23 protein-coding genes and 2 pseudogenes are annotated in these 25,965 nt (G+C 35.0%); 6 read left to right on the top strand and 19 right to left on the bottom strand.

Annotated elements, in window-relative coordinates:
• Positions 1-163 precede the first annotated feature (163 nt).
• Positions 164-814: a YkyA family protein gene (locus B494_RS0107445; protein ID WP_017471758.1), complete on the bottom strand. Its 651-nt coding sequence runs from the start codon at positions 812-814 to the stop codon at positions 164-166.
• A 481-nt stretch (positions 815-1,295) separates the two neighbouring features.
• Here B494_RS0107445 and def point away from each other — a divergent pair, with 481 nt between their 5' ends.
• From def to rnjA, 3 genes are all read left to right on the top strand, one after another.
• Positions 1,296-1,853, top strand: a complete 558-nt coding sequence (def, locus tag B494_RS0107440; protein ID WP_017471757.1) for a peptide deformylase — start codon at positions 1,296-1,298, stop codon at positions 1,851-1,853.
• 346 nt (positions 1,854-2,199) lie between these two features.
• The gene (locus B494_RS0107430; RefSeq protein WP_017471755.1) at positions 2,200-2,409 is read left to right on the top strand and encodes a DNA-dependent RNA polymerase subunit epsilon; all 210 of its coding nucleotides are present in this window, start codon (positions 2,200-2,202) and stop codon (positions 2,407-2,409) included.
• A 3-nt stretch (positions 2,410-2,412) separates the two neighbouring features.
• Positions 2,413-4,080 carry a ribonuclease J1 gene (rnjA, locus tag B494_RS0107425; protein ID WP_017471754.1) on the top strand — a complete coding sequence of 556 codons (1,668 nt, stop codon included), beginning with the start codon at positions 2,413-2,415 and terminating at the stop codon, positions 4,078-4,080.
• A 26-nt stretch (positions 4,081-4,106) separates the two neighbouring features.
• On the opposite strand, the gene B494_RS0107420 is transcribed toward rnjA, so the two are convergent.
• The 15 genes and pseudogenes from B494_RS0107420 to B494_RS20995 form a co-directional block, all read right to left on the bottom strand.
• Positions 4,107-4,778, bottom strand: coding sequence for a potassium channel family protein (locus B494_RS0107420; RefSeq protein ID WP_017471753.1), 672 nt, complete (start codon positions 4,776-4,778; stop codon positions 4,107-4,109).
• Positions 4,779-5,054: 276 nt separating this feature from the next.
• Positions 5,055-6,884 carry an ABC transporter ATP-binding protein gene (locus B494_RS0107415; protein WP_017471752.1) on the bottom strand — a complete coding sequence of 610 codons (1,830 nt, stop codon included), beginning with the start codon at positions 6,882-6,884 and terminating at the stop codon, positions 5,055-5,057.
• Positions 6,885-6,905: 21 nt separating this feature from the next.
• Positions 6,906-8,654 (bottom strand): ABC transporter ATP-binding protein, encoded by a 1,749-nt coding sequence (locus B494_RS0107410; RefSeq protein ID WP_017471751.1) that lies wholly within the window; start codon positions 8,652-8,654, stop codon positions 6,906-6,908.
• Positions 8,655-8,841: 187 nt separating this feature from the next.
• Positions 8,842-9,294, bottom strand: coding sequence for a thioredoxin domain-containing protein (locus B494_RS0107405; protein WP_420884341.1), 453 nt, complete (start codon positions 9,292-9,294; stop codon positions 8,842-8,844).
• A gap of 151 nt (positions 9,295-9,445) precedes the next feature.
• Positions 9,446-9,640 carry a hypothetical protein gene (locus tag B494_RS0107400; protein WP_017471749.1) on the bottom strand — a complete coding sequence of 65 codons (195 nt, stop codon included), beginning with the start codon at positions 9,638-9,640 and terminating at the stop codon, positions 9,446-9,448.
• A 590-nt stretch (positions 9,641-10,230) separates the two neighbouring features.
• Positions 10,231-10,446 carry a hypothetical protein gene (locus tag B494_RS0107390; RefSeq protein ID WP_017471747.1) on the bottom strand — a complete coding sequence of 72 codons (216 nt, stop codon included), beginning with the start codon at positions 10,444-10,446 and terminating at the stop codon, positions 10,231-10,233.
• A gap of 334 nt (positions 10,447-10,780) precedes the next feature.
• Positions 10,781-11,098 (bottom strand): hypothetical protein, encoded by a 318-nt coding sequence (locus tag B494_RS0107385; protein ID WP_017471746.1) that lies wholly within the window; start codon positions 11,096-11,098, stop codon positions 10,781-10,783.
• Positions 11,099-11,840: 742 nt separating this feature from the next.
• Positions 11,841-13,120: pseudogene (locus B494_RS19885) on the bottom strand (IS110 family RNA-guided transposase).
• A gap of 887 nt (positions 13,121-14,007) precedes the next feature.
• Positions 14,008-15,287, bottom strand: a pseudogene (locus B494_RS19880) (IS110 family RNA-guided transposase).
• A 314-nt stretch (positions 15,288-15,601) separates the two neighbouring features.
• Positions 15,602-16,279: a hypothetical protein gene (locus B494_RS0107360; protein ID WP_017471743.1), complete on the bottom strand. Its 678-nt coding sequence runs from the start codon at positions 16,277-16,279 to the stop codon at positions 15,602-15,604.
• A 41-nt stretch (positions 16,280-16,320) separates the two neighbouring features.
• Positions 16,321-16,596, bottom strand: a complete 276-nt coding sequence (locus B494_RS0107355) for a hypothetical protein (RefSeq protein ID WP_017471742.1) — start codon at positions 16,594-16,596, stop codon at positions 16,321-16,323.
• A gap of 171 nt (positions 16,597-16,767) precedes the next feature.
• Complete coding sequence (locus B494_RS0107350) at positions 16,768-17,118, bottom strand: hypothetical protein (protein WP_017471741.1); 351 nt, start codon at positions 17,116-17,118, stop codon at positions 16,768-16,770.
• Between the two features lie 221 nt (positions 17,119-17,339).
• Positions 17,340-18,053 carry a hypothetical protein gene (locus B494_RS0107340; RefSeq protein ID WP_017471739.1) on the bottom strand — a complete coding sequence of 238 codons (714 nt, stop codon included), beginning with the start codon at positions 18,051-18,053 and terminating at the stop codon, positions 17,340-17,342.
• Positions 18,054-18,883: 830 nt separating this feature from the next.
• Complete coding sequence (locus B494_RS0107330; RefSeq protein WP_017470382.1) at positions 18,884-19,252, bottom strand: hypothetical protein; 369 nt, start codon at positions 19,250-19,252, stop codon at positions 18,884-18,886.
• 1,155 nt (positions 19,253-20,407) lie between these two features.
• Positions 20,408-20,575: a hypothetical protein gene (locus B494_RS20995; RefSeq protein WP_017471738.1), complete on the bottom strand. Its 168-nt coding sequence runs from the start codon at positions 20,573-20,575 to the stop codon at positions 20,408-20,410.
• 145 nt (positions 20,576-20,720) lie between these two features.
• Between B494_RS20995 and B494_RS20135 the strand changes: the two genes are divergently transcribed.
• The 3 genes from B494_RS20135 (at position 20,721) to B494_RS0107310 (ending at position 22,959) form a co-directional block, all read left to right on the top strand.
• Positions 20,721-21,485 carry a helix-turn-helix domain-containing protein gene (locus B494_RS20135; RefSeq protein WP_017471737.1) on the top strand — a complete coding sequence of 255 codons (765 nt, stop codon included), beginning with the start codon at positions 20,721-20,723 and terminating at the stop codon, positions 21,483-21,485.
• Positions 21,442-21,615 (top strand): hypothetical protein, encoded by a 174-nt coding sequence (locus B494_RS20990; RefSeq protein ID WP_154648260.1) that lies wholly within the window; start codon positions 21,442-21,444, stop codon positions 21,613-21,615. The genes B494_RS20135 and B494_RS20990 overlap by 44 nt, the downstream gene beginning before the upstream one ends.
• A 519-nt stretch (positions 21,616-22,134) precedes the next feature.
• Positions 22,135-22,959: a mechanosensitive ion channel family protein gene (locus B494_RS0107310; protein WP_017471735.1), complete on the top strand. Its 825-nt coding sequence runs from the start codon at positions 22,135-22,137 to the stop codon at positions 22,957-22,959.
• Between the two features lie 94 nt (positions 22,960-23,053).
• On the opposite strand, the gene B494_RS0107305 is transcribed toward B494_RS0107310, so the two are convergent.
• The 3 genes from B494_RS0107305 to cbpB all read right to left on the bottom strand — a co-directional run bounded on the left by B494_RS0107305 (position 23,054) and on the right by cbpB (position 25,586).
• Complete coding sequence (locus B494_RS0107305) at positions 23,054-24,184, bottom strand: N-acetyldiaminopimelate deacetylase (RefSeq protein ID WP_017471734.1); 1,131 nt, start codon at positions 24,182-24,184, stop codon at positions 23,054-23,056.
• Between the two features lie 133 nt (positions 24,185-24,317).
• Positions 24,318-25,037: a 2,3,4,5-tetrahydropyridine-2,6-dicarboxylate N-acetyltransferase gene (gene dapD / locus B494_RS0107300; protein ID WP_017471733.1), complete on the bottom strand. Its 720-nt coding sequence runs from the start codon at positions 25,035-25,037 to the stop codon at positions 24,318-24,320.
• An 84-nt stretch (positions 25,038-25,121) separates the two neighbouring features.
• Entirely contained in the window at positions 25,122-25,586 is a 465-nt protein-coding gene (gene cbpB, locus B494_RS0107295; RefSeq protein WP_017471732.1) for a cyclic-di-AMP-binding protein CbpB, read from the bottom strand.
• Positions 25,587-25,965: the final 379 nt, after the last annotated feature.

The following is a 25,965-nucleotide window of genomic DNA, read 5'->3' as shown; positions in this document are numbered from 1 at the left end:
ATTGTCAGTTGAGTGAATCAAGGGATAGCGTCCGTTATTACCGACATCAATGGTTTCCATTTTGAGTCGGGCGCTTTATTTTACTAAGTCTTTGTATTTGCTTCGTGTACGTAAAAAAAGCATGCCTTGAGTTCGGGACACAAGCCATGCTTTTATCATATTATCATTCATATGTAATATTTAAGTCAGATTGATCATAAAATTCACGTTTCCTTTCATTAAAGGCATCTGTTGCATCATTAAACGCATGATTAGCATCAATCACTTCTTGGTATTGACTATTAACTTGATCAACTTGTTCAGTAAATTCAGGTTCTTCTAAATCTTCTTTCATTAATAACTCATAAAGAGCAATATCATAATCTAATGAGCTCTGATAAGCTTCGTGTAAAGCTAGAAAAGCTTGATAACGTTCATTCATCTTTTCAACCATTTCCTGTGCTGTCTCTTGTAAAGCCTCATCCTCTAGATCTGCTATCAATGGTTCAACCTGCTCAAACTCACTTTTGGATGCTTCAATACTTGCTATTTCTTTTTCAGTAAGCTCTCTTCTTTCTTCGATAGAGGCAATTGCTTGTTCGGCCAATGATCGAATTTCTTCGTATTCGTCCATACCTAATTCACTAATTTCTTGATATATGTCTTGCTCCTTTTGTTCTAACTCACCAAGTGGTTGCTGTTGATCAACAAAGTCGCCCTCTAACCTAACGGCCTCTTCCATGTGTTCATACATTGTTTCTTCTGTTGATTGCCCTGAACAGGCTACTAATAACAGACCACTTAAAATCATTAATCCTACCATTTTTAAACGCACGTTAAATGCCTCCATTCTTTTGCTTCTCTATGTTGTCATTCTACCACATATAAAAACAGTATAACATAAGTAACATTTGGACAAACATATAAATAAAACGAACTTCCAATCAGTGAACGTATTCTCATTCTAAGTGATTGGTAGGTGAGCGAATCACGACATTAGTAGCTGCTATCTCGCACCTAGATATAGTATCTACGCTCTCTATTTTGAGAAGAGCGCTTTATGTCTAATTGTTGTAGCATGGATAAATGACTTATTTTCACTCACCGCTTACCCTAGTCTATCTAGTCTATTTTAAAATCGTCCAATACAATCCATTACATTGTCCTTCTCATATTTCCAATTTAATATCTATTGACATACAAAATTATCCCCATTTCAATAATAATTATGTTAAACTATGTTACAGCAATTCAGAATTGAACAACAAACGTATCACTATATCCTTGATTTGTGATTTAAAAGGAGTGTTTATACATTGATTACTATGACAGATATTGTTCGAGAAGGCCATCCCACTTTAACTGAAGTCGCTAAGGATGTCGCCATGCCTCCTAGCCATGAAGATAAAAAAATGTTAACAGACATGCTTCAATTTATTAAGAATAGCCAAGATGAAGAAACGGCTAAGAAGTATAAGCTTAGAGCAGGGGTTGGTTTAGCTGCGCCACAATTAGGGATCTCAAAGCGTATGCTTGCTGTTCACTTTGAGGACTTTAAGGGTAAAAGCTATAGTGACGGGTACTTTAACCCTAAGATCATTAGTCATTCAGTAGAAATAACTTATTTATCTTCTGGGGAAGGCTGCCTTTCTGTCGATCGAGAAGTTCCAGGTTATGTCCCGAGATATGCCAGAATTACGGTGACAGCTACCAATTTAGCAGGTGAAATTGTTAAATTAAGGTTAAAAGATTATGCAGCGATTGTTTTCCAACATGAAATCGATCATTTAAACGGCATTATGTTCTATGATCACATTAACAATTCTGAACCCTTTTCAGCACCTGCTAACGCTAAACCGTGTGATGTTAACTAATCATTTTCTCTGTTCTTATTAATAAGGTGTATAACTTTATTTCTTTAAGTGAAAAATAATAAACAAAACAGAAAGCTGAAGAAAATAATACGTTTCTGTTTCCAAACTTGCCAATCCATACTATACTATTAATAAGAGGGTTGGATCGGATGATGAGTTTTCGCTTTTTGAAAGGAGCTGCTTATACCATGTTAAGACGGCTAAGAGAAAAGCTTCGAAAAAAATGGAAAAGATTGCTGAATCAAAATCGTGTTCCCAATGCTTAAGCCTTCAACACTTTTAAATGAACGATTGAACGATTTTTTATAATGCTATGTTTAGAAAAAGACTATTAAGGAGAGATGAAATGATTTACAAAGTACTATATCAAGAAAGGGCCGATGAAGTCCCTGTAAGAGAAAATACACACTGCCTATATTACCAAGCAGACAACGAGCGCCAAGTTAGAGCTGAGCTTAAGGACCGCGATATTAATATTGAATATATTCAACCACTAGAAGGCGAACATCTTGATTATGAGAAAAAATCCGAATATTTTGCTGTGGAGAATGTATAACCCATGAAATTTGTGAAGAATGATCAAACCGCAGTATTCGCAATTGGAGGATTAGGTGAAATCGGGAAAAATACCTATGGTGTACAATTTCAAGACGAGATAATCTTAATTGACGCTGGTATAAAATTTCCAGAGGATGAACTTCTAGGTATTGATTATGTTATCCCAGATTACACCTATCTTGTACAAAATCAAGATAAAATTAAAGGGTTGTTTGTAACACATGGTCACGAAGACCATATCGGTGGTATACCTTATTTATTGAGAGAAATTAATATCCCAGTTTATGCTGGTAAACTCGCGCTTGGGTTAATTAAAAACAAATTAGAAGAACATGGCTTATTACGTCAAGCTAAATTGCATACCTATCAAGAAGATGACGTTATTAAATTCAGAAAAACATCAGTAACATTTTTTAGAACCACACATAGCATACCTGATTCATACGGAGTTGTTGTTAAAACACCTCCTGGAAATATCGTTCATACAGGTGATTTTAAATTTGATTTCACACCAGTTGGAGAGCCAGCTAACCTAGCCAAAATGGCTGAAATAGGTAAAGAAGGGGTCCTTTGTTTACTTTCAGATAGTACAAACAGTGAAGTCCCTGGTTTTACGATGTCAGAGCGTGTCGTAGGCGAAAGCATTAATGATATTTTCAGTCGAGCGGATGGACGATTAATATTCGCAACCTTTGCTTCGAATATTCATCGTTTACAACAAATGGTTGAAGGGGCTGTTAAACATAATCGAAAAGTAGCTGTGTTTGGTCGAAGTATGGAAGCTTCGATATCAATTGGTCGTGAATTGGGCTATATTAAAGCACCCGATAATACATTTATTGATGCACACCAAATTAATCGCCTGCCTGCTGACGAAGTCACCATCCTTTGTACCGGTTCTCAAGGTGAGCCGATGGCAGCCTTATCTCGAATTGCAAATGGTACCCATAGACAAATTCAAATTATACCTAAGGATACCGTTGTCTTTTCTTCATCACCAATACCTGGGAACACCGTAAGTGTAAGTCGAATGATTAATATGTTATATCGTGCCGGTGCAGAAGTTATCCACGGCCCTCTTAACGATATTCATACTTCTGGTCATGGTGGACAAGAAGAACAAAAATTGATGCTACGGTTGTTAACACCTAAGTTTTTCATGCCTATCCATGGTGAATATCGCATGCAGAAAGAACATATTAAATTAGCAGAAGCGTGTGATGTAAACCCAGATCATTGTTTTATTATGGATAATGGAGATGTACTTGCTTTAGGTAAAGATCATGCGTCTGTTGCTGGTAAGATTCCATCTGGATCTGTTTATGTAGATGGTAGCGGAATTGGTGACATTGGCAATATCGTCTTACGTGACCGTCGCATTTTATCAGAAGAAGGACTTGTCATTGTAGTCGTGAGCATCAACATGAAAGAATTTAAAATTGCTTCTGGTCCAGATATTATTTCGCGCGGTTTTGTATATATGCGTGAGTCTGAAGACCTTATTAACGAAGCACAAAAACTTGTATCAAGCCACATTAATAAAGTGATGGAACGTAAAACCACACAGTGGTCAGAAATTAAAAATGAAATTACTGATACGATTGCACCATTTCTATTTGAGAAAACAAAACGCCGACCGATGGTATTACCGATTATTATGGAAGTATAGTAAAAGCCGAGCGCATGCTCGGCTTTTTAATCTTCTATAACCAATTGTTTTTCAAAGCGTGAGATATCGCGATCAGCGCCTATAATAACAAGCGTGTCTCCTTGACCAATGGTCTCTGTTGCCATCGGTGAAACGTTTATTTCCTTTGTTTCTCCAGATTTAATAGCTACAACGTTACATCCATAGTTCGCACGAATGTCTAAATCAACTAGCGTACGTCCCACCAGTTTTTTACTCGCTTTAATCTCAACAATGCTGTGATCATCAGACAATTCAAGGTGATCAAGTATATTATTAGAGATAATACTATGGGCAATTTTCCTACCCATGTCTCTTTCGGGATGAATCACCTGATCAGCCCCTATTTTATTTAACACTTTTTCGTGATAATCGTTTTGAGCTTTAACTGTAATTTTTTTTATGCCGAGTTCTTTTAACATAAGTGTCGTCAAAATACTTGCTTGAATATCCTCACCAATAGCAACAATGACATGATCGATATTGCGTATACCCAGCTCTTTTAAGACTCTTTCATCCGTTGCATCAGCAATAACGGCATGTGATGCAATATTTCTAAACTCATTAACTTTACTTTCTGTTGTATCAATAGCTAATACATCCATACCCTCAGCACTTAATTCGCGACAAATACTTCCGCCAAAGCGCCCCAAACCAATAACTGCAAACTCTCTTTTCACAATAATTCCTCCCTACAGATCCTACAAATGTTAGTCTAGCACATTTTCTAACAAGAAAACATATAAAAGTACAAATTCAGTACGCTGAAGCATATTCCTATTTATGTTCATTCACACCCTTTCGTTATTATTTCACGAAAGACGAATGATAAAATGGATTCAACATATAAAATGATCCTTTAATCAGTGAGCGTCTTTAGGACGTTTATATGTGATAAAAAAATTCCTTCTAAGTATCGAGCAACCTAGAAGGAATACTAACAGCTCATATTCAAATTATAGGACGTCGAGCATTTCAAATTGCGATTTTACAAGGCCGTAATATTCACCTTGCTGTTGAACAAGTTGATCATGATTACCTTGTTCCAATATACGACCATGTTCTAGTACAATAATATTATCTGCTTCTCTAATAGTGGATAAACGATGCGCGATCATAATTGCTGTACGACCTTTAAGTAATTTGCGGAGTGCTTGTTGGATTTTCATCTCAGCTTCTGTATCAATACTTGCAGTAGCTTCATCTAAAATTAAAATTTTAGGGTTAGCCAACAAAGCACGTGCAAAAGACAATAATTGTCTTTCGCCTGCTGAAAGGATATTTCCACGTTCCTCTACTTCTGTGTCATACCCATCGCCAAGACGCATTATAAAATCATGGGCCCCCACAATTTTCGCTGATTCAACCACTTCCGCATCACTCGCTTCTGGCCTACCAAAACGAATATTCTCCATTATTGAACCGGAAAAAATAAATGTATCTTGTAACACGACACTTATATTATTTCGTAAGCTGTCTAATTTCATATCACGCAAATCGTGCCCATCAACACGAACAGAACCACTTGTCGGATCATAAAAGCGACTAATCAAATTGGCAATGGTCGATTTCCCAGAGCCTGTATGCCCCACTAAAGCAACCGTCTGCCCCGCTTTAATATCGAGTGAAATCTCATGGAGCGCAATCCGATCATCATCATAAGAGAATTGGACACGATCAAATTCGATATCGCCTTTCATATCTTCGAAATGCTTCGCATCTTTCTTTTCTTTAACATTCGGCTGCTCATCTAAAAATTCAAATATACGTTCAGACGAAGCCATTGCAACAAGTAATTGATTATAGATTTGACCAAGTCGGGATATAGGCTCCCAAAACATGCCAAGATAAAATGCAAACGATACAAATGTTCCGATTCCGATGGACTGATTCATAATTAGAATGGAACCGTATGAAATTAGGATAACCGTTCCAATAGCATTACTCATTTCAACAAATGGTCCAAAATAAGCACTTTTCTTCATTGCCAACCGTTCTTTTTCAAAGTTGTCTGTGTTAACACCATCAAAGTACTCCGTGTTTTCCTTTTCCTGAGAAAAAGATTGGGTAATTCGTATACCTTGAATACTTTCATTCAAATGCGAATTTAATCTCGACTTCTGAATACGTACATCCTGCCATGAACGACGGATATTACGACGAAGTTTGGTTGAGATGTAGAACATGATTGGTAAAATAATTAATACAGCTAACGCTAATTGGGGGCTTAAAGCCACAAGAATTAAAATAATACCAACCAACATCATGACATCCATTAATAAATTAATAATCCCATTTGTAAAAAGCTCTTGTAATGAATTAACATCATTTAAGATCCGAACTAATATCGAACCAGCCGAACGCTTATCAAAGAAATTATGCGATAAACGTTGTACATGTGAAAAAAGTTGTTTTCTTAAATCATGAATTGTTCGTTGCCCTAAAATATTTACAAGTTTAATCCGGTAATGATTAGCAATATAATTAGCTAAATATAAGACACCAATTCCAATAATAAGATAGGTTAATAAACGAATATTTTGATTAGCAATCGCTTCATCAATAACCCATTGTCCGATTATAATAGGGACAAGTAACCGTACAATCATATTGATTAACACCATTAAAAAAGCAGTTGGCAATAACGTTTTCGTATAAGGTTTCAAATAACTAAGTAGACGGGTCATCTGTCTCCAGTTAAAGGGCTTCTCAACTGCATTTTCTTGTGGATAATAAAACCGTTTAACATGCGTTTTTTGGTTTTGCGCCCCTTTTGTTTTTTTCATACTCTCACTCCTTCCTCACCACTATATCGTTCCCATAACAGCTTGCTTATCTTGATATTGGATATCATAGATCCGTTGATAAGGTCCACCATTGTTCAGTAATGTGTCATGTGTGCCACGTTCAACAATTACCCCATCTTCTAACACTAATATTTCATCAGCATGCTTTAAAGAAGAAATTCTATGCGCAATAATAAACGTCGTGCGATTAGTCATCACTTCTTTTAATGCGCGCTGAATTTGAAATTCAGTTTCCATATCGACAGCCGAGGTAGCATCATCAAGAATTAAAATACTTGGATCTATTAAGAGGGCACGGGCAATAGCAATACGTTGCCGTTGCCCACCAGATAATCCCATGCCACGTTCACCAAGCATCGTATCATAGCCTTTCGGTAATTCCATAATAAAATCATGAGCCTGAGCTCGCTTAGCAGCAGCTATAATTTCTTCAATAGATGCATCTGGATTTCCATAAGCAATGTTTTCTTTAATGGTTGTTGAAAATAAAAAAGATTCTTGAAGCACAAAACCTATGTGTTTACGTAAAAACTTTAAATTATAGTCACTAGTTGGCCTACCATCAATTAAAACCTCACCTTCAGCAGGCTCATAAAATCTTGTCATTAACTGTGTAATACTTGACTTCCCAGCGCCTGTTGCCCCAATTAGACCAACCACTTTTCCTGGTGGTGCGTCAAAGTTGATATGCTTTAATGCTGGATCATCTTCCTCCGTATACTTTAGTGTCACATCATTAAATGTGACATGTCCGTCAATATCTTCGAGGATCAGCGCTTCATCTTTTTCTTCGATATCCTCATCTGCTTCTAAAATATCTAATAAGCGTTCACCTGCTGCCTTTGCTTGCGAAAACTGGTTAACAATAAAACCTAAGTGCATTAAGGGACCAATAATGTAATTAACTAAACTAAAGAACGCAACAAGCGCCCCTAAACTCATCTGCTCATCAATAACAAGCCAACCTCCAAAAACAAGTAAAGCAATCATCGCTATATTCCCTATGAATTCCATAAAAGGAAAGTATTTTGCCCATATGTTCGAAGTCTTAATATTAATCTCCCGATATTGCTTATTATCAACTGTAAAACGTTCGATCTCAAAATCTTCTTTAGATAATGATTTTACTGTATTCATACCGCTTACATTCTCTTGGATGCGCGTATTTAAATTCCCCAGAGACTTTCTTATTTTTCTAAACGCAGGGTGCACTTCAGCATCAAATCGTTTCACAACAATGATTAAAAATGGCATGACGGCCATCGTAACTAAAGCCAAAGGAACCGAGTAGTAGAACATCACCGTCAAACTCGTTACCATTAAGAAAACGACTCTAATCAGCTCTTTAAAGCCAGCTGCTAAAAAGAATTTAAAACCTTCAACATCCATCGTTAAACGAGACATTAAATCACCTGTGCGCGCATTGTCATAATAAGTAAAAGATAAACGCTGTAATTTTTGATATAGTGCATCGCGCAAATGATATACTGCAGTCACACCGAATAAATCGCCAAGGTATTGTTGCGTAAAATTAGCAATCCCCTTAATGATCATGATGACAATAAAACCAATTGCCAAGAAAGGTATTAATTGATAATCACCTTCTAATACCACTTGATCTATAGTCACTTGCAAAACCATTGGATAGATCACCGTAATCGCAGTTACGATTAATACAAATAATAAAGATGCTAAAAAATAGCGTTTATACGGCAAATAAAATGCTTTTAACTTTTTAAACGTTCCCATGGTGTCTCCCCTCCATTTGTCGTTTTTCATAAATACTAATATATCGAGTTACGAAATAAATTACTACCCCTTTTTTAAAATAAAGTAAAAATCAGCCTTAAGACGGAAGTTAAGATACAAAGATCACTCCATAACAAAAAAACTGCTTAAAAGAAACAGGACTCGTCCCTAATCTTTTAAGCAGTTATTATTTATTTATCAATGTTTGGACTTGTTTTTGTAACATTTTCATCCCACCACTGCCAAGCTGAACATGGCTAAGATTCCCTTCCAAGTTAAACAAATAGTAACTAGGTACATATTGATTTTCAAATAATGTCGTTAAATAATGTTGGTGATCTAAATAGACAGGATAGGATAACTGATACGATTTAATAAGTTCACAAACAACTTTCAAATCCAAATCCTTTTCTGTTTGGGGCATGTGAACAGCAATGACAGTCATTAATTCGTTAAAAGATTGATGAAATCGATCAATAATCGGTAAATTGTCTAGTGATAACCGAGAACTGGCCGACCAAAAATGAATGAAAGTCAATTTTTTATTGGCGATCAGTTGCTTTTTCGTCACTTTCCCGTTAACCCATTTCGTTGCACCATGCAATTCCGGTAATGGCGTATATAATTCCAAATTGATCACCCTTTTAACGATTAGATATGATTATATTCCCCATGATTACAAATATAAAACTTACTTTATGTAGCTTTTGTGCCGTGAAAATAAAGATTAATCCATCTAAAAACGTTCAATAAGTGGTGGTTTCTTGCTTCTCCCACTAATTGATCATTGATTAAAGGGTATTAAACAACAGTTCGATCATGACCTTAACCGGATTCTGTTTCCAAAACAGAGCAAGTAAGATAAAAAAGCAAGCCAGAAATGCTAAACTAAAGCCAATTGGGCCATCAAGCATCAACTTCAGCTGTGTGATCAGCAAGACTAGCCCAACGCCAAGAAAAACAAAGTTCAGTCTGGGTTTCTTCATATTTTTTCTCCTTTACGTTTTTTGATCAAATCCTTTGGTTCGATGCTAAGCTTTCATTCTTATTATTAGCTCTTCGGACAAAAAATGATAATAGGATACAAACAAACATAGATATTAGAAATACACCAAATAATAAATCCGGAATTGTTCTTTGCATAAGTAATAACGTAAAGATAATTATTAATACGATTAATTCAACAACAAGACTAATCCACATAAATTTTTTCACTTTCATTTATAAATCAACTCCATTAAAATAATTAAAGAAGATTACACGCTGCGCTTGTCTCTCATTCTGTAATGAATAGACCCTAAAGTCTTCTGATAAATTACCTCATGATAAATATTATTTTTCCGCTCGTGACCAGACACTTTTGTTTTGTTAGATCACGAGGACGCTGATTAAACAAACCATATCATAAATATGATTAACTACCTAAAATTCACTTAATACTAATCTAATAAACAAGGTACGACAGCTTCAATTGGTGGCACGACTATTATTTCCTTTGTCATGTTCAATTTTTAATGCTTTTTCATGAATGGGGGGTTCTGTATTTTTTTCTTCGCCACAAAGGATTGAATCCCCCCTACTCAATATTACGTTGTTTAGCTAGCCAAACGAAATAAAAAATTCCTTCAATAACAATAACGCCAAATATACCACCACATAAGCTCCAAAGATAATTATAGGTTTCGCCATTAATTTTCAGAACAGTGATTCCTAGAAAAGCACCTATAATGGCATAGATAATACATTCAATGAATAATCTCTTTCCTTTAAGCTTGAGATATTTTTGAAACATGAACTCTCTCCTTTATACAAAATAGCCTAAGTAAGTGCTGTAATGACCAGAGACCTTTCTCATTTCCTAACTCTAACAATAACGCACATCTCAGCATTTCATGAATAGTTTTAAGTGACAAACGGACCAAAGGTTTACACATTAAATAGACTTAATTTATTAATTGATTTTTTCACAAAATTGTTCAATACTAATATATTGATGTTTTTGAATAATCACATGTTTTAAAACGAGATTTTTATATTCTTTGAGTGACAGAAATTAAAAGAATATGCCATTTAAAAACTTTAAAATAAACAACTTTCTTAGTAATAGAGAAAATAGATAAGTAAAATTATTTAGAATTATTCTTTGCATTCGCTTTACGAAAATAATCAATGATGAGCTGATTTGTGTGAAAAGTTAGTAGGAAAAATAGGACAGCAAAGAACACACCTAAAACATTAAACGTTCCCGTTCCAATATGTATATAGCCTTGGAAAACATATACAATAAACACACCAATCATCAGCGTGCAATTATCTCTAAACTTATGGTTATCAGTTCCTAAAAGAGTAAATTTCTTTTCTGTTATATATAAATATACAACAATTAACAGGAAGGCTAACATAAAGACATACCCATTATAACTTTCCCCTAACATTCTAAACAAGATAATACCTCCAACAACCAGGAACAAGATTATTGCATATGAGTAACCTACAAGTAAAATTAAGTTAAAAGAATATTTAATTTCATTTTTTGTCTAAGTGTCTTGTATCTTAAGTTATTTTGTCTGTCAACATAATCATTGATCAAAGAAAAACTTTCTTTCATTGAAAGTTGATCTTCACTAGATACACTCAAGTGGTTAATCCATTTGTAAATCTTTAATTGATAATATATTCCTATAATTGTTAAAATAATATTAGTAATACTCAAATATATAAGATGAAATTTTATCACATTACCTAATGCAAAGAAATTAAGTATTAATAACAATATTCTTATTAAGAAATCTCTCCCTCAATAAATTAATATATTCTTAGAATTTCAACGCTTTACTTCTTATTTCTCTTGATTACTTGAAGCTCACGCCAGGTGCACTTACTATTGTTTCTAAATTATAATAAATATGGAATTTAGATGACATACGTCGGACAAGGTAACGGACTTTTTTCCATTAAATGGTTAATAACGTATGATCGCACAATGGATCTCCACTTTCACATGGCGGTGGACCCTCCCACGTCTCTCGGCGTCAATGCGCGTAAATTCCTTCGTTCGACCTGACCATGGTGGAGGCCGGAAATGCTCTTTTAGTGGGTCGTTGCCCTGATGGATGTAATAACGACCGGCTTCTCCGTGCTTCAATTGTCAAAAGTTTGATTGTAAAACGATGGTACTGTTTTTTGTTATGCTGCTTCCGGTGTGTCTGAAATCATTGGGATATCCCGAATCATTTGTTCTTCACTGAATGTGCAGTTTCGTGTACCTATTAAGAAAAAGATCTTAATTAATTTCCTGCTTAATGCGATAAAAGATTGCTTTCCTGACAATGGATTGGTCGTTCGATAGCGATAATAATGGTGTAGTTGTTTAAAACCATCATTGTGTAATGATAAGGGTCTGGCCACTTGATACAATAAGTTTCGCAGTCTTTTACGTCCTCGTTTGGTGATAGTTGTCTGACCCTTGAAGTAACCTGATTGGTTCAACTTTAAATTTAATCCCGCTAATTTAATGATTTGGCGTGGATCTTGATAATTCGATAAATCACCAACTTCTGCGAAAAAACCAGCAACAGTAATGGCGCTGACACCTTTGATCGCCATCATCTCTTCAGAACCAGGGATGTGAAGAACGAGTTCTTTTAGTTGTGCTTCGAGAGCGATTAGTCGTTCTTCCAACGCCTGATACTGATCAAGAAGATATCGAATCTCTTGGCGTCCCATTTGTAATCCTACTTGAAGGCCCACGCTATTTTCTGCTACTTCTTTTAAGGCCTGAATACGTTTGATTCCCACTGCCCGTGTTGCAGCCTGTTTGACTTCCATCAGTAAGGTTTCTTCAGATGCCGCTCGAATATCTTCTGGCAAATAACCCTTATCTAGTAAATGGAAGGCAGCTTTTCCTGTCCAATCTTTAAAGACCGTCAGAAACTCTGGGAAATAGCGATCTAATGCATTTGCGCTTTAATCGACGCTATATCCTCTTGAATCATGTCATAGAGCTTCATACCTTCTCGCAATTCCGCATAAACATCCTCTGGTAACGTTGGTTCGTGGTAACGACCGTCACGCATGACCTGTGCGATGACTTTCGCATCTTTTGTGTCATTCTTCGTTGGAGAATCGTCGTCCATTTCCTTGAACCGCTTTACCTTCATCGGATTGACAACCACCACGGAAATGTCTCGCGCCTTCAAATAATAGGCTAGATTAAGCCAATAGTGGCCAGTAGGTTCCATACCAATTAGTAAATTAGGTCGGTCATGTTGCTCGGACAGGTTTTTGGCCCATTCTATCAACGCTAAGAACCCTTGATAAGAATTGGTGAATACCAGTCGTTTCACCAGATCTCGACCACGATCATCTATTGCCCGTGCTACATGTTTGTGTTTGGCTACATCAACCCCAATGATCAAGCTTTGCTCGTTGACTTGTGCTATTCGTTTATTTTGTGTAAAATCCATATTAGAAGTCCTCCTTCGGTACTTAATTCGAGGTCATGCATGACACTCTCTATCGTACCAGGGGGACTTTTTTTATGCATTTGTCAGATTCGGCGATTATCCTTCAAATTTTCTTATTACAGGAATGCTCTTTACTAGATTCATAATTTTCTGAGATTCCAATGTATTATTTTTAGTATAAGAAGGAATTGTAAATAATATGAATACAAAAGGTGTAAAAAACCAAATGTGTAAGAATCCTTTTAAACTGAACATCCAAATAAAAATGATCAAAACAAAGTTATTGAAATAAAATAAGATAATAGGCAATAGTAACTGATTAAATTTCTGTTTCATTATATTCCCTTCGTGAAAATTAATTTATGCGTATTAAATAGCTGATTTTCACTATATTAACGATTAAGAGAACAAAGATTGAGTAGGCTTTTAAGCTTATCTTAACATTTACATATATATTTGAGCATAATTCTTATATTTGGTCATGCTTCATATCCTCCCTCAATAAATTAATATATTCTTAGAATTTCAACGCTTTACTTCTTATTTCTCTTGATTACTTGAAGCTCACGCCAGGTGCACTTACTATTGTTTCTAAATTATAATAAATATGGAATTTAGATGACATACGTCGGACAAGGTAACGGACTTTTTTCCATTAAATGGTTAATAACGTATGATCGCACAATGGATCTCCACTTTCACATGGCGGTGGACCCTCCCACGTCTCTCGGCGTCAATGCGCGTAAATTCCTTCGTTCGACCTGACCATGGTGGAGGCCGGAAATGCTCTTTTAGTGGGTCGTTGCCCTGATGGATGTAATAACGACCGGCTTCTCCGTGCTTCAATTGTCAAAAGTTTGATTGTAAAACGATGGTACTGTTTTTTGTTATGCTGCTTCCGGTGTGTCTGAAATCATTGGGATATCCCGAATCATTTGTTCTTCACTGAATGTGCAGTTTCGTGTACCTATTAAGAAAAAGATCTTAATTAATTTCCTGCTTAATGCGATAAAAGATTGCTTTCCTGACAATGGATTGGTCGTTCGATAGCGATAATAATGGTGTAGTTGTTTAAAACCATCATTGTGTAATGATAAGGGTCTGGCCACTTGATACAATAAGTTTCGCAGTCTTTTACGTCCTCGTTTGGTGATAGTTGTCTGACCCTTGAAGTAACCTGATTGGTTCAACTTTAAATTTAATCCCGCTAATTTAATGATTTGGCGTGGATCTTGATAATTCGATAAATCACCAACTTCTGCGAAAAAACCAGCAACAGTAATGGCGCTGACACCTTTGATCGCCATCATCTCTTCAGAACCAGGGATGTGAAGAACGAGTTCTTTTAGTTGTGCTTCGAGAGCGATTAGTCGTTCTTCCAACGCCTGATACTGATCAAGAAGATATCGAATCTCTTGGCGTCCCATTTGTAATCCTACTTGAAGGCCCACGCTATTTTCTGCTACTTCTTTTAAGGCCTGAATACGTTTGATTCCCACTGCCCGTGTTGCAGCCTGTTTGACTTCCATCAGTAAGGTTTCTTCAGATGCCGCTCGAATATCTTCTGGCAAATAACCCTTATCTAGTAAATGGAAGGCAGCTTTTCCTGTCCAATCTTTAAAGACCGTCAGAAACTCTGGGAAATAGCGATCTAATGCATTTGCGCTTTAATCGACGCTATATCCTCTTGAATCATGTCATAGAGCTTCATACCTTCTCGCAATTCCGCATAAACATCCTCTGGTAACGTTGGTTCGTGGTAACGACCGTCACGCATGACCTGTGCGATGACTTTCGCATCTTTTGTGTCATTCTTCGTTGGAGAATCGTCGTCCATTTCCTTGAACCGCTTTACCTTCATCGGATTGACAACCACCACGGAAATGTCTCGCGCCTTCAAATAATAGGCTAGATTAAGCCAATAGTGGCCAGTAGGTTCCATACCAATTAGTAAATTAGGTCGGTCATGTTGCTCGGACAGGTTTTTGGCCCATTCTATCAACGCTAAGAACCCTTGATAAGAATTGGTGAATACCAGTCGTTTCACCAGATCTCGACCACGATCATCTATTGCCCGTGCTACATGTTTGTGTTTGGCTACATCAACCCCAATGATCAAGCTTTGCTCGTTGACTTGTGCTATTCGTTTATTTTGTGTAAAATCCATATTAGAAGTCCTCCTTCGGTACTTAATTCGAGGTCATGCATGACACTCTCTATCGTACCAGGGGGACTTTTTTTATGCATTTGTCAGATTCGGCGATTATCCTTCAAATTTTCTTATTACAGGAATGCTCATTTATACAATTTTCTTTATTTCATCATGAAAAATAGTTGACCATCTAACACAGTGATTATACCCCGTTCCTAGCAATTATTTTTTCCGATTTCCTAATGAACTTTCATTCTCATATGCAAAACAGAGAAAAACTCTGTTACGCATAAAGAGGTACAATTAGCTAAGGAGAAATATGCCAACCATCAGGACATAGATATTAATACTACATATATGACAGATATCGAAATAATAATTGTTAGAGAAAGAAACATCTGCGATAAAAAACTCATTATAAAAAACTTTATTGCATAATCTTTTGTTCTACTATCAAAGTTATTATTAATGTAATTCATAGCTAACTGACTCGCACAGTATTCATCATATACCCCTACAAATAACCTTAAAAAAGAGGCTACAATAAAAATAATCATTAAAATTGTTAGGAATACTGCACTTGATAATGAACTAAATTTTATAAGATCAAAAGCCAATAAAAGAAATAGAGGTATTACCAGTAATCGATTTAGGGCTATAATAACTTGAGAAACACAGAATGCCTTACGTTTTCTTATACTTGTATTGATGGATAAATAATGGCCACCTTCATGTAAAGAAGGGATGACTTTGCTTACAGCCCTTGAATCAAAACTTTTTATACCTACACAATTTTTTAATGGGTGATAAAAATGACTTTTGCTTTGTTGTATTATATGATTATCTAATTCATATCCTTTTAGATTTAACATTTTTGATAGAGAATTAAATGCATTACTATCTAATATGAGTTTCCTACCTCTTACTAAATATACCCTCAAGAAAACATCTGATATTATTGCAACTAGAAACATGATAGCTGGTATGTAAAAAAGAGCCTTAAGCATAATGAATGACCTCGTTTTAAATGATATTACATCATTCTTAATTATTTGTTTTTTATTAACACCTCGATAGATTTGCTCAGCAACGCAGAGAGAGTCCCTATAAACGCCCCCTCAATAAAAGGATTTGTAATTTTAATTATTTCAAAAGAAACAAACATAAAGATTAATAATCCTATAAATTTCATGCCGAATTTTAAATGACTATTCATTGACATTAAAGGTTTTATGTTTATCCATTTATTTTCTATGAATAATAAACCATCCCATATAATAGCAAAGACTATTACAAAAGTAATTAAAGAAATGATTAAATCCATTCGAATTGTCCCTCCTTTTGAAATACTTAGATTATGACCAATACCACCTTAAGATCAACGCATTTTCATATTTAACAATTCCAATGCCCATTCTAAATAGGATTCTTCTTAATAGATAATCCTTGCCTCTACAGGTATTGAACGAAAAGTTAATTACCAAGCACTACGCTTTTACCTACCAAATATCTTCTCTTCACTTGATCTATAAATATACATAAACATGATAAGAAAAAGAAAAACTGTATATACAACACTTGCCATACCAGTGAAATGTTCTTTAGAAAAACCATCAAACCATACATAGAAAAAAATCCCTAAGCTTAAAAATTCAAATAGATCGTTTCTATAGAATTTTAGTTTTTTAATATCCTCATTAAAAACTGCAGACAACGGTTGACCTTTTCCAGAGCAAAAAACACCTTTTATTACACCTAATATGACTGGTAAAAATCCGATTAAATCATTCGCATTCATTAAATGAAATACCAGAGCTAAAGCTATCGTAATCAACAAAATCTTCATTTTTTCCACCCTTTAATGTAGACGTAAATCATTTGATAATAAATAAAACCCAAATTATGGTTGACAAATGCAAATTTCACTTTCATTGTTATTTCACATCCATAGTATGTAGGTTTTTACGCTACGGATAAAGAAGGCAGTAACTTTTTTGTAGGCAAACTGCTTCATCTAAGTGACGACATATTGATGAGTTCTTTAACCTACATCAAGTTTCCCGCAAATTATTTAATATCAACTGAATTGCTTACCTTTTCATACTTTAACATGCGCTTTTTAAGTTGATAAATAAACATTAAGACAGCGATTAACAATATGCCTTTTAGAAGTTCTGGTGCATTAAGCAAAGCTAGTAAATAAACAGCCAATAGACCAATCAATTGAATACTAACAAATTTTCCTTTTGGTTCTTCCTTCTTAAGAATTAAAAAAATATAGAATAAACTAAACAACAAAATAGTCGTATAATTTGCTTCTTTTAATTGAAAATACGAGGTGAACAATAATACAACCGAACCGATAAGAAACCAGTACGTTTTTAACTGATTGATCACGATGTTCTTTTCTTGAACTGATAAATTGATTTCGTTTAAGTTCACTTTATTTTCGATTTTCATAAAATGAAAATCGATTAGAAAAACACCCAAAATTGAAAACAAAATAATCATGGGATGTAACTGATGTTTTACAATTAGTGGCTGAATTAGGAATAGAGCTGACTTTAATAAAATCAATCCAAGGTATATTTTTTTATTTTGGTAGTTTTTAAATAATACATAACAAACGATTTGAAAAAACAAGAATCCCGGCCAGACAATAAATACAAGAGAGATAGCTTGTATCCCTACTACATCCTCTGGCGTGGGATACAACATGTAACTGTAAATAATTGTCCAGATCCCGCTGATAAATAGCAATTTAGATCTTGATTTCCACAAATTACTCACCCTCTTAACTAGTTGATGGAGGAGATATAAATAAAAAAATTTTCCTTATACTTAGATCTCAAACCGTTATGCTACTTAACTGTTCCTGTCAATCCAGGCATTAGAGCCGTTTGAGTCAAGTACTTGTGAAATTTTTTGAAGTATTTAGTTTCAACATTTAATGCAAGTGATTAAATTAATATATTCAAACTTAGGATATCGTATTTCTCTATGTTTTCAAACCCGATTAATCCTTTTAGTGCGTTTGTAATTGGTTTTGCAATAGACCACCTTAGATAGCCTAAATTGTTTCGCGTTGCTTCCTCCGCACTAAAAAGGAAACAAGATCAAATTAGACTGTTGTTTCCTTTTTATCTAAAAGTCAAAACAAATGTATTTTTAAAAAACTATTTTTAAACAAGATTGCAGTGATGCCTCGTCATTAGGGCTGACCCCTTATTCGATATATTAAAAATTTAATCATCTTTTGGATTGTTTTTTTATTGTTACTAAAAAATAACACACATTTACTCTCTCCATTAATGGCTCCTAAAAATATACCTGTAACTTCATTTGCCACTTTCATACTAACAAACCTTATCCATACCTTGTTTCTAAGGTTGAGTAATCATTTCATTTTTGCTTCTTATCATTATTTTTACTAAAATAGATTATCTTCATAATAAGAAAGCTTCCTATTAAATACAAAGGAAATAAAATGAGAACAAAGACAAAATTCTTTGATAGTATTTCCTTATCAACTAGAATTTGTGACCCATAATTCATAGTAAATAGAAAAAAAAAGTAAATTAAAAAAAACTTAATGTGTTTTCTTTTCATAATTAGAAATCCAAATATCCATTTCCTGGTTTTTTATCCCTGTTGTCAAACCATCTTGCTACCATTCCACCTACATCTGTATAGTTAACAGCAAATGCCACCGCTACCCCTAAAGAACCCGCTAAAGTAGCTAACCCCCAACTTTTCAACTTACTAGCTATTGTTCTAGTAAATACTCTTTGTGCTTCTTTCTTTCCTTTTTTTCTAATATATGCTGCTACAGCTGCCATCCCTCCACCACCAGTTACAAGACCAATTCCAGTATTAATTAAGGCACCTACTACTTTATTACTTATCCTAAATCCTCCATCCAAATACATCATTTCTTCTTCTTCAATCACTGCATAACTTGCTGGTAAAACCATTTCCATTTCTACCACTCCTATTAATATATTTATATTATGACCGATAGGGTCTTAATATCAACGAATCTTCATATTTAACAATTCCAATGCCATTCTAAATAGGATTCTTCTTGATAGATAATCCTTGCCTCTACATGCATTGAACGAAAAGTTAATTACCAAGTACTACGCTTTTACCTACCAAATATTTTCTCTTCACTTGATCTATAAATATACATAAACATGATAAGAAAAAGAAAAACAGTATATACAACACTTGCCATGCCTGGATTGACAGGAACAGTTAAGTAGCATACGGTTTGAGATCCGTTTGAGTCAAGTACTTGTGAAATTTTTTAAAGTATTTAGTTTCAACATTAATGCAAATGATTAAATTAATAGATTCAAACTTAGGATATCGAATTTCTCTATGTTTTCAAACCCGATTAATCCTTTTATTGCGTTTGTAATTGGTTTTGCAATAGCAGACTTTAGATAGCCTAAATTGTTTCGCGTTGCTTCCTCCGCACTAAAAAGGAAACAAGATCAAATTAGACTGTTGTTTCCTTTTTATCTAAAAGTCAAAACAAATGTATTTTTAAAAAACTATTTTTAAACAAGATTGCAGTGATGCCTCGTCATGAGGGCTGACCACTTATTCGATATATTAAGAAAACTAATCATCTTTTGTATTGTTACTAAAAAATAAAACACAAACAAATACAATTATTAACATTCCTATTCTTTCACAAGTTCGTTATCGGTAAGAAATAATTAGATTACAGACAGTATGCTGATACTGCTATATAAATAATATTTATAAATCTATTTAGAGACTCATTAAAAAATCTTTAAGAGTTTTATTTTTTTGGAATCTATATTTATGGTGACAACTTGCCCTCTCCCTATAATCAGGAAAGCGGTACTTCTTGATATAATTTCACGCGCAAGTAAAATTCACCTTCATGTTCTTCCATCTTTGTCATTCTTACACTTTCTAATCCAGGTCATTTTATATTAAATTGCATATACACGCATCTCCTATCCCTTTGGTTTGTTTCTCTGGCTAATTCAAATGTAAAAGACATAGGAGCTTGCGTGTTTTATTTACTTAATTTTTCTCAACCTAAAATCTCACTAACAATTACTTTACTAATCTTAAATTTCTTTCATAATCAACGTTTATTTACTGCCTTTATTGTCATACCTTGAAAAAATATAGCCAATGATCCCACTGATTAATGAAATAACAACAACATTGATCAGCGTTGATTGATCGTGTAACAAATAACGTATAGCTATAAAATGAATAACAAATAAACTCAAAAAAAGTAATGCTATCTTCTTCATATTTAAACTTTTTCCTCTCTGTTAAATACTTTACATCAGGGATTATTGTATAATACAAAATTAATGGAAGACAACAGCAATTAATTGTTGTTGACTTATATCGAAAATCCATTTAGTATTATATGTTTAAGGAGGTGCATGTTGAGTGGAGGCAAGCATGGAGCTATTTTCTAAAACTATACAACATATCCGGCATCAACTTAATTATAGTCAAGCTACTGTTGCTGAACACACAGGAATTTCTCTTGGCACATTACGGGGGTTGGAAAATGGAAAAGTTATGCCAAGGCTCGATACATTGAAGTTATTATCAAGCATTTATAAATGTAACCTTATTGAAATGTATGCTTCCTGTTTAATCGAGAATTACCAGGCATTATTAGAGACATACAATCGAATTGAAACTAAAATGGCTTTGCAAAAATTTGATCAGCTAGACAGTGAAATTTATCAACTTGAACGACTCCAACAACAAAGCAATAGTGATTATTTTACAACACAGATTGCGCAACGTATTGTATTTTTAACTGCAGTGATCCATAAAGAAGTGAAGAAACAGCCACGTAAGGCATTACATAAACTGGTGAAAGCCATTAAATCGACAACTCCAGGGTTTTCATCAATAGCATATCGTGATCTTTATTATTCTGATTTAGAGAAGCGACTGCTGATGACGATCGGGTTACTTCATGCTAACGAAAAGAAATGGTATATATCTGATTTATTATATTTTATATACAAAACAACAACATCGTCTTCTTCCTTACATATTAAGGCTTGTTATCACCTTGCCCTTGATCACCTGAAATTTCAACGGTATCAAAATGTTTTGCAATATATATATAGAAGGAAAGGAACAAGCAAGGTTGCAAAACGAGATTTTGAGCTTAAGTTACTTTGGGTTAGCTGAGGCAAAGCTAGCTTACCAAACGAATGCTAAAGACTGGCATCAACAAGTGGAACAAGTTAATCAAGTCCGTTCATTTTTGGGACTTGATCAGATCGATATAGAATCAGAAGCATTACCAATATTTTATTGAAGTATTGACCAACTATAAAAGCTAGTTGGTATACTAACTTTATTAAGCACTAATATTTATTATTTTAATCCTATCTTATAACTTAAAAATCTTTATTCAACCTCCATAATAGGAGCATAGAATAAAGATTTTTTGTCGATTAATATATTACGGGATGTTAATAAAACGCCCTAGTTGAGAGAGTCAAGACATTAGTGTTCGTTATCACCTACCTCAACTGATTTGCTCTACTCCCTATTTTGGCAGGGATGTTTTATGGGCAACGGTTATCTGTGATAAAAACACGGATGACTTTACACTTGTTTTTTTATCATCTAAAATGATTAAAGTTTGCATCAATAGGGTATATAGTATATGCTTGTCGCTATTAACATAACTTGTTTTGGATATGAGCAATCACGAAAACGCAGCTTCAATCAGCCAGCGTTTTACGGATGGTTATCCGTGATAGAACCATTATATTCAAATGACAACTTAGCAAGACCTTCAAATCTGCAACAGAAGAAAGGAGCATACATAATGAACATTAGTTTTGATTCTATATTCGAACTTGCACTTGGTGTAGGATTCCAAATTTTATTATTAATCATTGCTTATGCTATTACAAATCGATTAGGTAAAAAGCTTATCTCAAGCTTTTTACACAAATCAACTAAGAAACAAAACGTTTCCGAGGCACGCGTACTAACACTGGAAAAACTACTCGTCAATAGTTTTTCTTACGTGCTTCTGTTTATCTTTATCGTCATGCTTTTCGGTGTATTTGATTTGGACATCGGACCGTTAATTGCTTCGGCTGGTGTGATTGGCTTAGCAATTGGTTTTGGTGCCCAAGGGCTAGTAAGTGATATTGTGACAGGCTTTTTCATTTTGTTAGAAAAACAAGTTGAGGTCGGTGAGTATATTACAACGGCTGGTTATGATGGGATCGTTGAAGAGGTTGGCTTACGTACCACGAAAATAAGAAGTTTCGATGGAACACTGAATTTTGTTCCTAATCGACAAATGGAAGGCGTAAGCAACCATTCAAGAGGAACAATGCGAGCCTTAGTAGACATCGGCATTAGCTATAATGACGATATTGATCATGCGATGGCAGTTTTACAAAACGTTTGCGATCAATTCAGTCAAGACGAACGTTTTGAAGACGGACCAAATGTATTAGGTGTTTTACAACTTGGCGACTCTGATGTGGTGCTACGTGTGATTGGTCAAACTAAAAATATGGAGCAATGGGGGGCTGAACGCGATATGCGTAAAGCGATTAAAGAAGCCTTTGATCAAAATGGTATCGAAATCCCTTTCCCACAACAAGTTACACATCTAAAAAAAGATAGTCAATAGATTAAAAAAGCTCCCTATTCGCTAATTAGCGAATAGGGAGCTTGTCTTATACGGGGTATTTTAAAGTTTGGTTGTTTTTGATAAGAAGCTTTGCTCATAATTTTCCAATAGCGAGTTGTCGAATCGTGGATTCGACGATATTAACGCCGACTTCTATTGCATTTTCATTAGGATTCAACTTACTGTGGTGCAGACCAAACGGTGAGTCAATCCCTAACCAAAACATAAAGCCAGGAATTTCTTTTAAGAAATAGCCAAAATCTTCTCCAGTCATTGCTTCAGGGGCATCGTGCCAATTATAGTCACTTTGCTTAATGATCGTTTTAAATTGTTCAATATACACGGAATCATTATACACTTGATAGTAATTCGAACCATAATCAATCATCACCTTACAATAATGGCTGTGTTCAAAGCCTGCGGCAAATGATTCAATTGCGCTTTTAATCTTGTCAACTGCTTCTGGCGCCCCAGTGCGGATCGTTCCTTCTATTCTTGCCTGTTCTGCAATAACATTTTGCACTGTTCCCCCTGTGATCTTACCTACCGTTACAACCGCACTTTCAATTGGATTGACTTGGCGACTTACAATGTGTTGTAATTGCGTCACAAAAGTGCTGGCTGCCACGACCATATCATGTGTTAAGTGTGGATAAGCAGCGTGGCCACCTTTTCCGTTAAAGTCAATAAAAAGCTCACTCGTATTAGCAAAAAGTAGCCCTTCTTTTGTTGATACCGTACCTACTGGTAATTCTGGTGCAACATGCAAAGCAAAAATGAAGTCAGGTCGATAGGTCTGAAATAATTCAGATTCTAATAGTGGAAGCGCGCCACCTGGTCCTTCTTCCGCTGGTTGAAAAATGAAAACTACATCATCTGTTATAGGTTCTTCGCTCATTCGTGCAAGCACACCGAGTGCAATCGTCATATGAAAATCGTGTCCACAAGCATGCATATAACCGGGATGGCTTGATTGATAAGGTAAATTTGTCTCTTCAGTTATAGGAAGCCCATCAATATCACAGCGAAAACCAACCGTTTGCGAAGGATTAGAGCCTTTTACACGAACTATAATACCTGTTAACCATTTTTCTATAGTTAAATATGTTTGATCAAATGTTTTTATTACTTCTAATAAATAAGCTTGTGTTTTATGTTCTTTAAATCCTATTTCAGGAATTTTGTGTAGGTCACGCCGAATGTGAATTAACTGATCACCATTCATTATCTCAACTCACTTCCATACAAATAAGGCATTCTAAACGACTTAGCCGTAACAAATACAGCAGTTTCATCGATTATCATTAAATTTTTGGATACTAGCGTGTAAAAAAACAGGAGAAAGGTCTCCTGTTTTTTTAGTCATCTAATTTACGCAAAGCTTGCATAATTTCAGTCTTCGTCTTCGTCTGATCATCAATTTCTTTAAGGACTCGAGCCGGCGTCCCTGCTACGACTGTGTTGGCTGGCACGTCTTTTGTAACGATAGCGCCTGCAGCAACCACAGCACCTTTACCAATGGTTACGCCTTCTAAAACAACAGCGTTGGCCCCAATAACCACATCATCTTCGACAACAACCGGTTTAGCAGAAGGCGGTTCAATAACTCCAGCCAATACTGCACCTGCACCTACATGACAATTTTTCCCTACCGTTGCACGTCCGCCTAAAGTGGCGTTCATATCTATCATCGTGCCTTCACCAATAACAGAGCCAATATTAATCATAGCCCCCATCATGATCACCGCGTTGTCACCAATTTGAACTTGGTCACGAATCACCGCGCCTGGTTCAATACGAGCGTTTATTTCTTTTAAGTCTAATAGCGGTATAGCTGAATGACGACGATCATTTTCAATAACGTAATCTTCAATCTGCTCACTATATGTAACGAATAAATCATTAACTGCCTTCCATTCACCAAAGATAACACCGGTGTTACCTTGAACAAAGGCTTGTATATCATGACCGAAATCAATATCTCCGATGTTATCACCTTTTAAATAAACTTTTACAGGTGTAGATTTTTCACTATTTGAAATGAAAGAAATAATTTCATTTGCATCCATCATTTTCATTTTTAAAAGTCCCCCTTAGATCTGTAATATGCTTTACTTTACCAAATGATAAGTAAGCTTGACAAGTTTTTTATATCTTATTCCTTAATCATTTTTCTCATTAAATAGCGCTTTATTCACGTGAATGTATTTATTCAACTGCTTTAACACTGCTCTTCTTGTTACGATTCCATCAAAATAACCGTCTTGATCAACCACACAAACAAAAGGATGATCAATAACTTTCTTTAGACATGTTAGAAAGTGATCTGACCGATTTAAACAAGGCGTACTTGCCTCCATGACGTGTTCAACCGTTATGTCAGATAATCGTTCCATTTCAAAACGTTCAAGCCCTAAAATTTCATTTAAAATAATATTCTTGCCTATTACTCCTTTGAATTTGTAACTTGTATCAAGAACGGGTACTGCTGAATAGCCTGACTTAACTAAGATTAAAAGGGCATGTTCTAAAGGATTATTCAGCTGAACATGTGCAACCTTCTCAGAGGAAACCATTAATGTCTCCGCTGTTAACTGTAATAATGGTAATTCCTTAATATGCTCCATAAGCCACTCCCCTTGACGAGCAGTTGAAGATAGATTTTCACGTTTAAGCTTCCTATTACATTTTACCATAGTTCAGAAAGAAGCGAAATTATTTCACTTTTAAAAAAGCACGTTCATTCGCCCCTGCTGATGGTTATCTCTTTTGCAACGCTAGTAGCTTCTCTTATCATTAAAATAAAAAAATTAACAATACCGCTTCCTAATTCTGCATTGAAATTTCAAGTGTGAGATAAGTTAGAAATTATGTTTTGAAGTAAAATATCGATCAATTTGTGGACGTAAAACTCGCCATATTAGTCAATTGTTAAATAAATTCTAAGCTTGGGATAGTTTTCAGTTAGTATTCATGCTAAAATAGGGATAAACAATGACGCCTAAG

Origin of the sequence: Amphibacillus jilinensis Y1, assembly GCF_000306965.1 — a bacterium.
GTDB classification, from domain to species: Bacteria; Bacillota; Bacilli; order Bacillales; family Amphibacillaceae; genus Amphibacillus_C; species Amphibacillus_C jilinensis.
The sequence above is the reverse complement of the archived record's forward strand: the minus strand, read 5'-3'. Positions and strand labels throughout refer to the sequence as shown.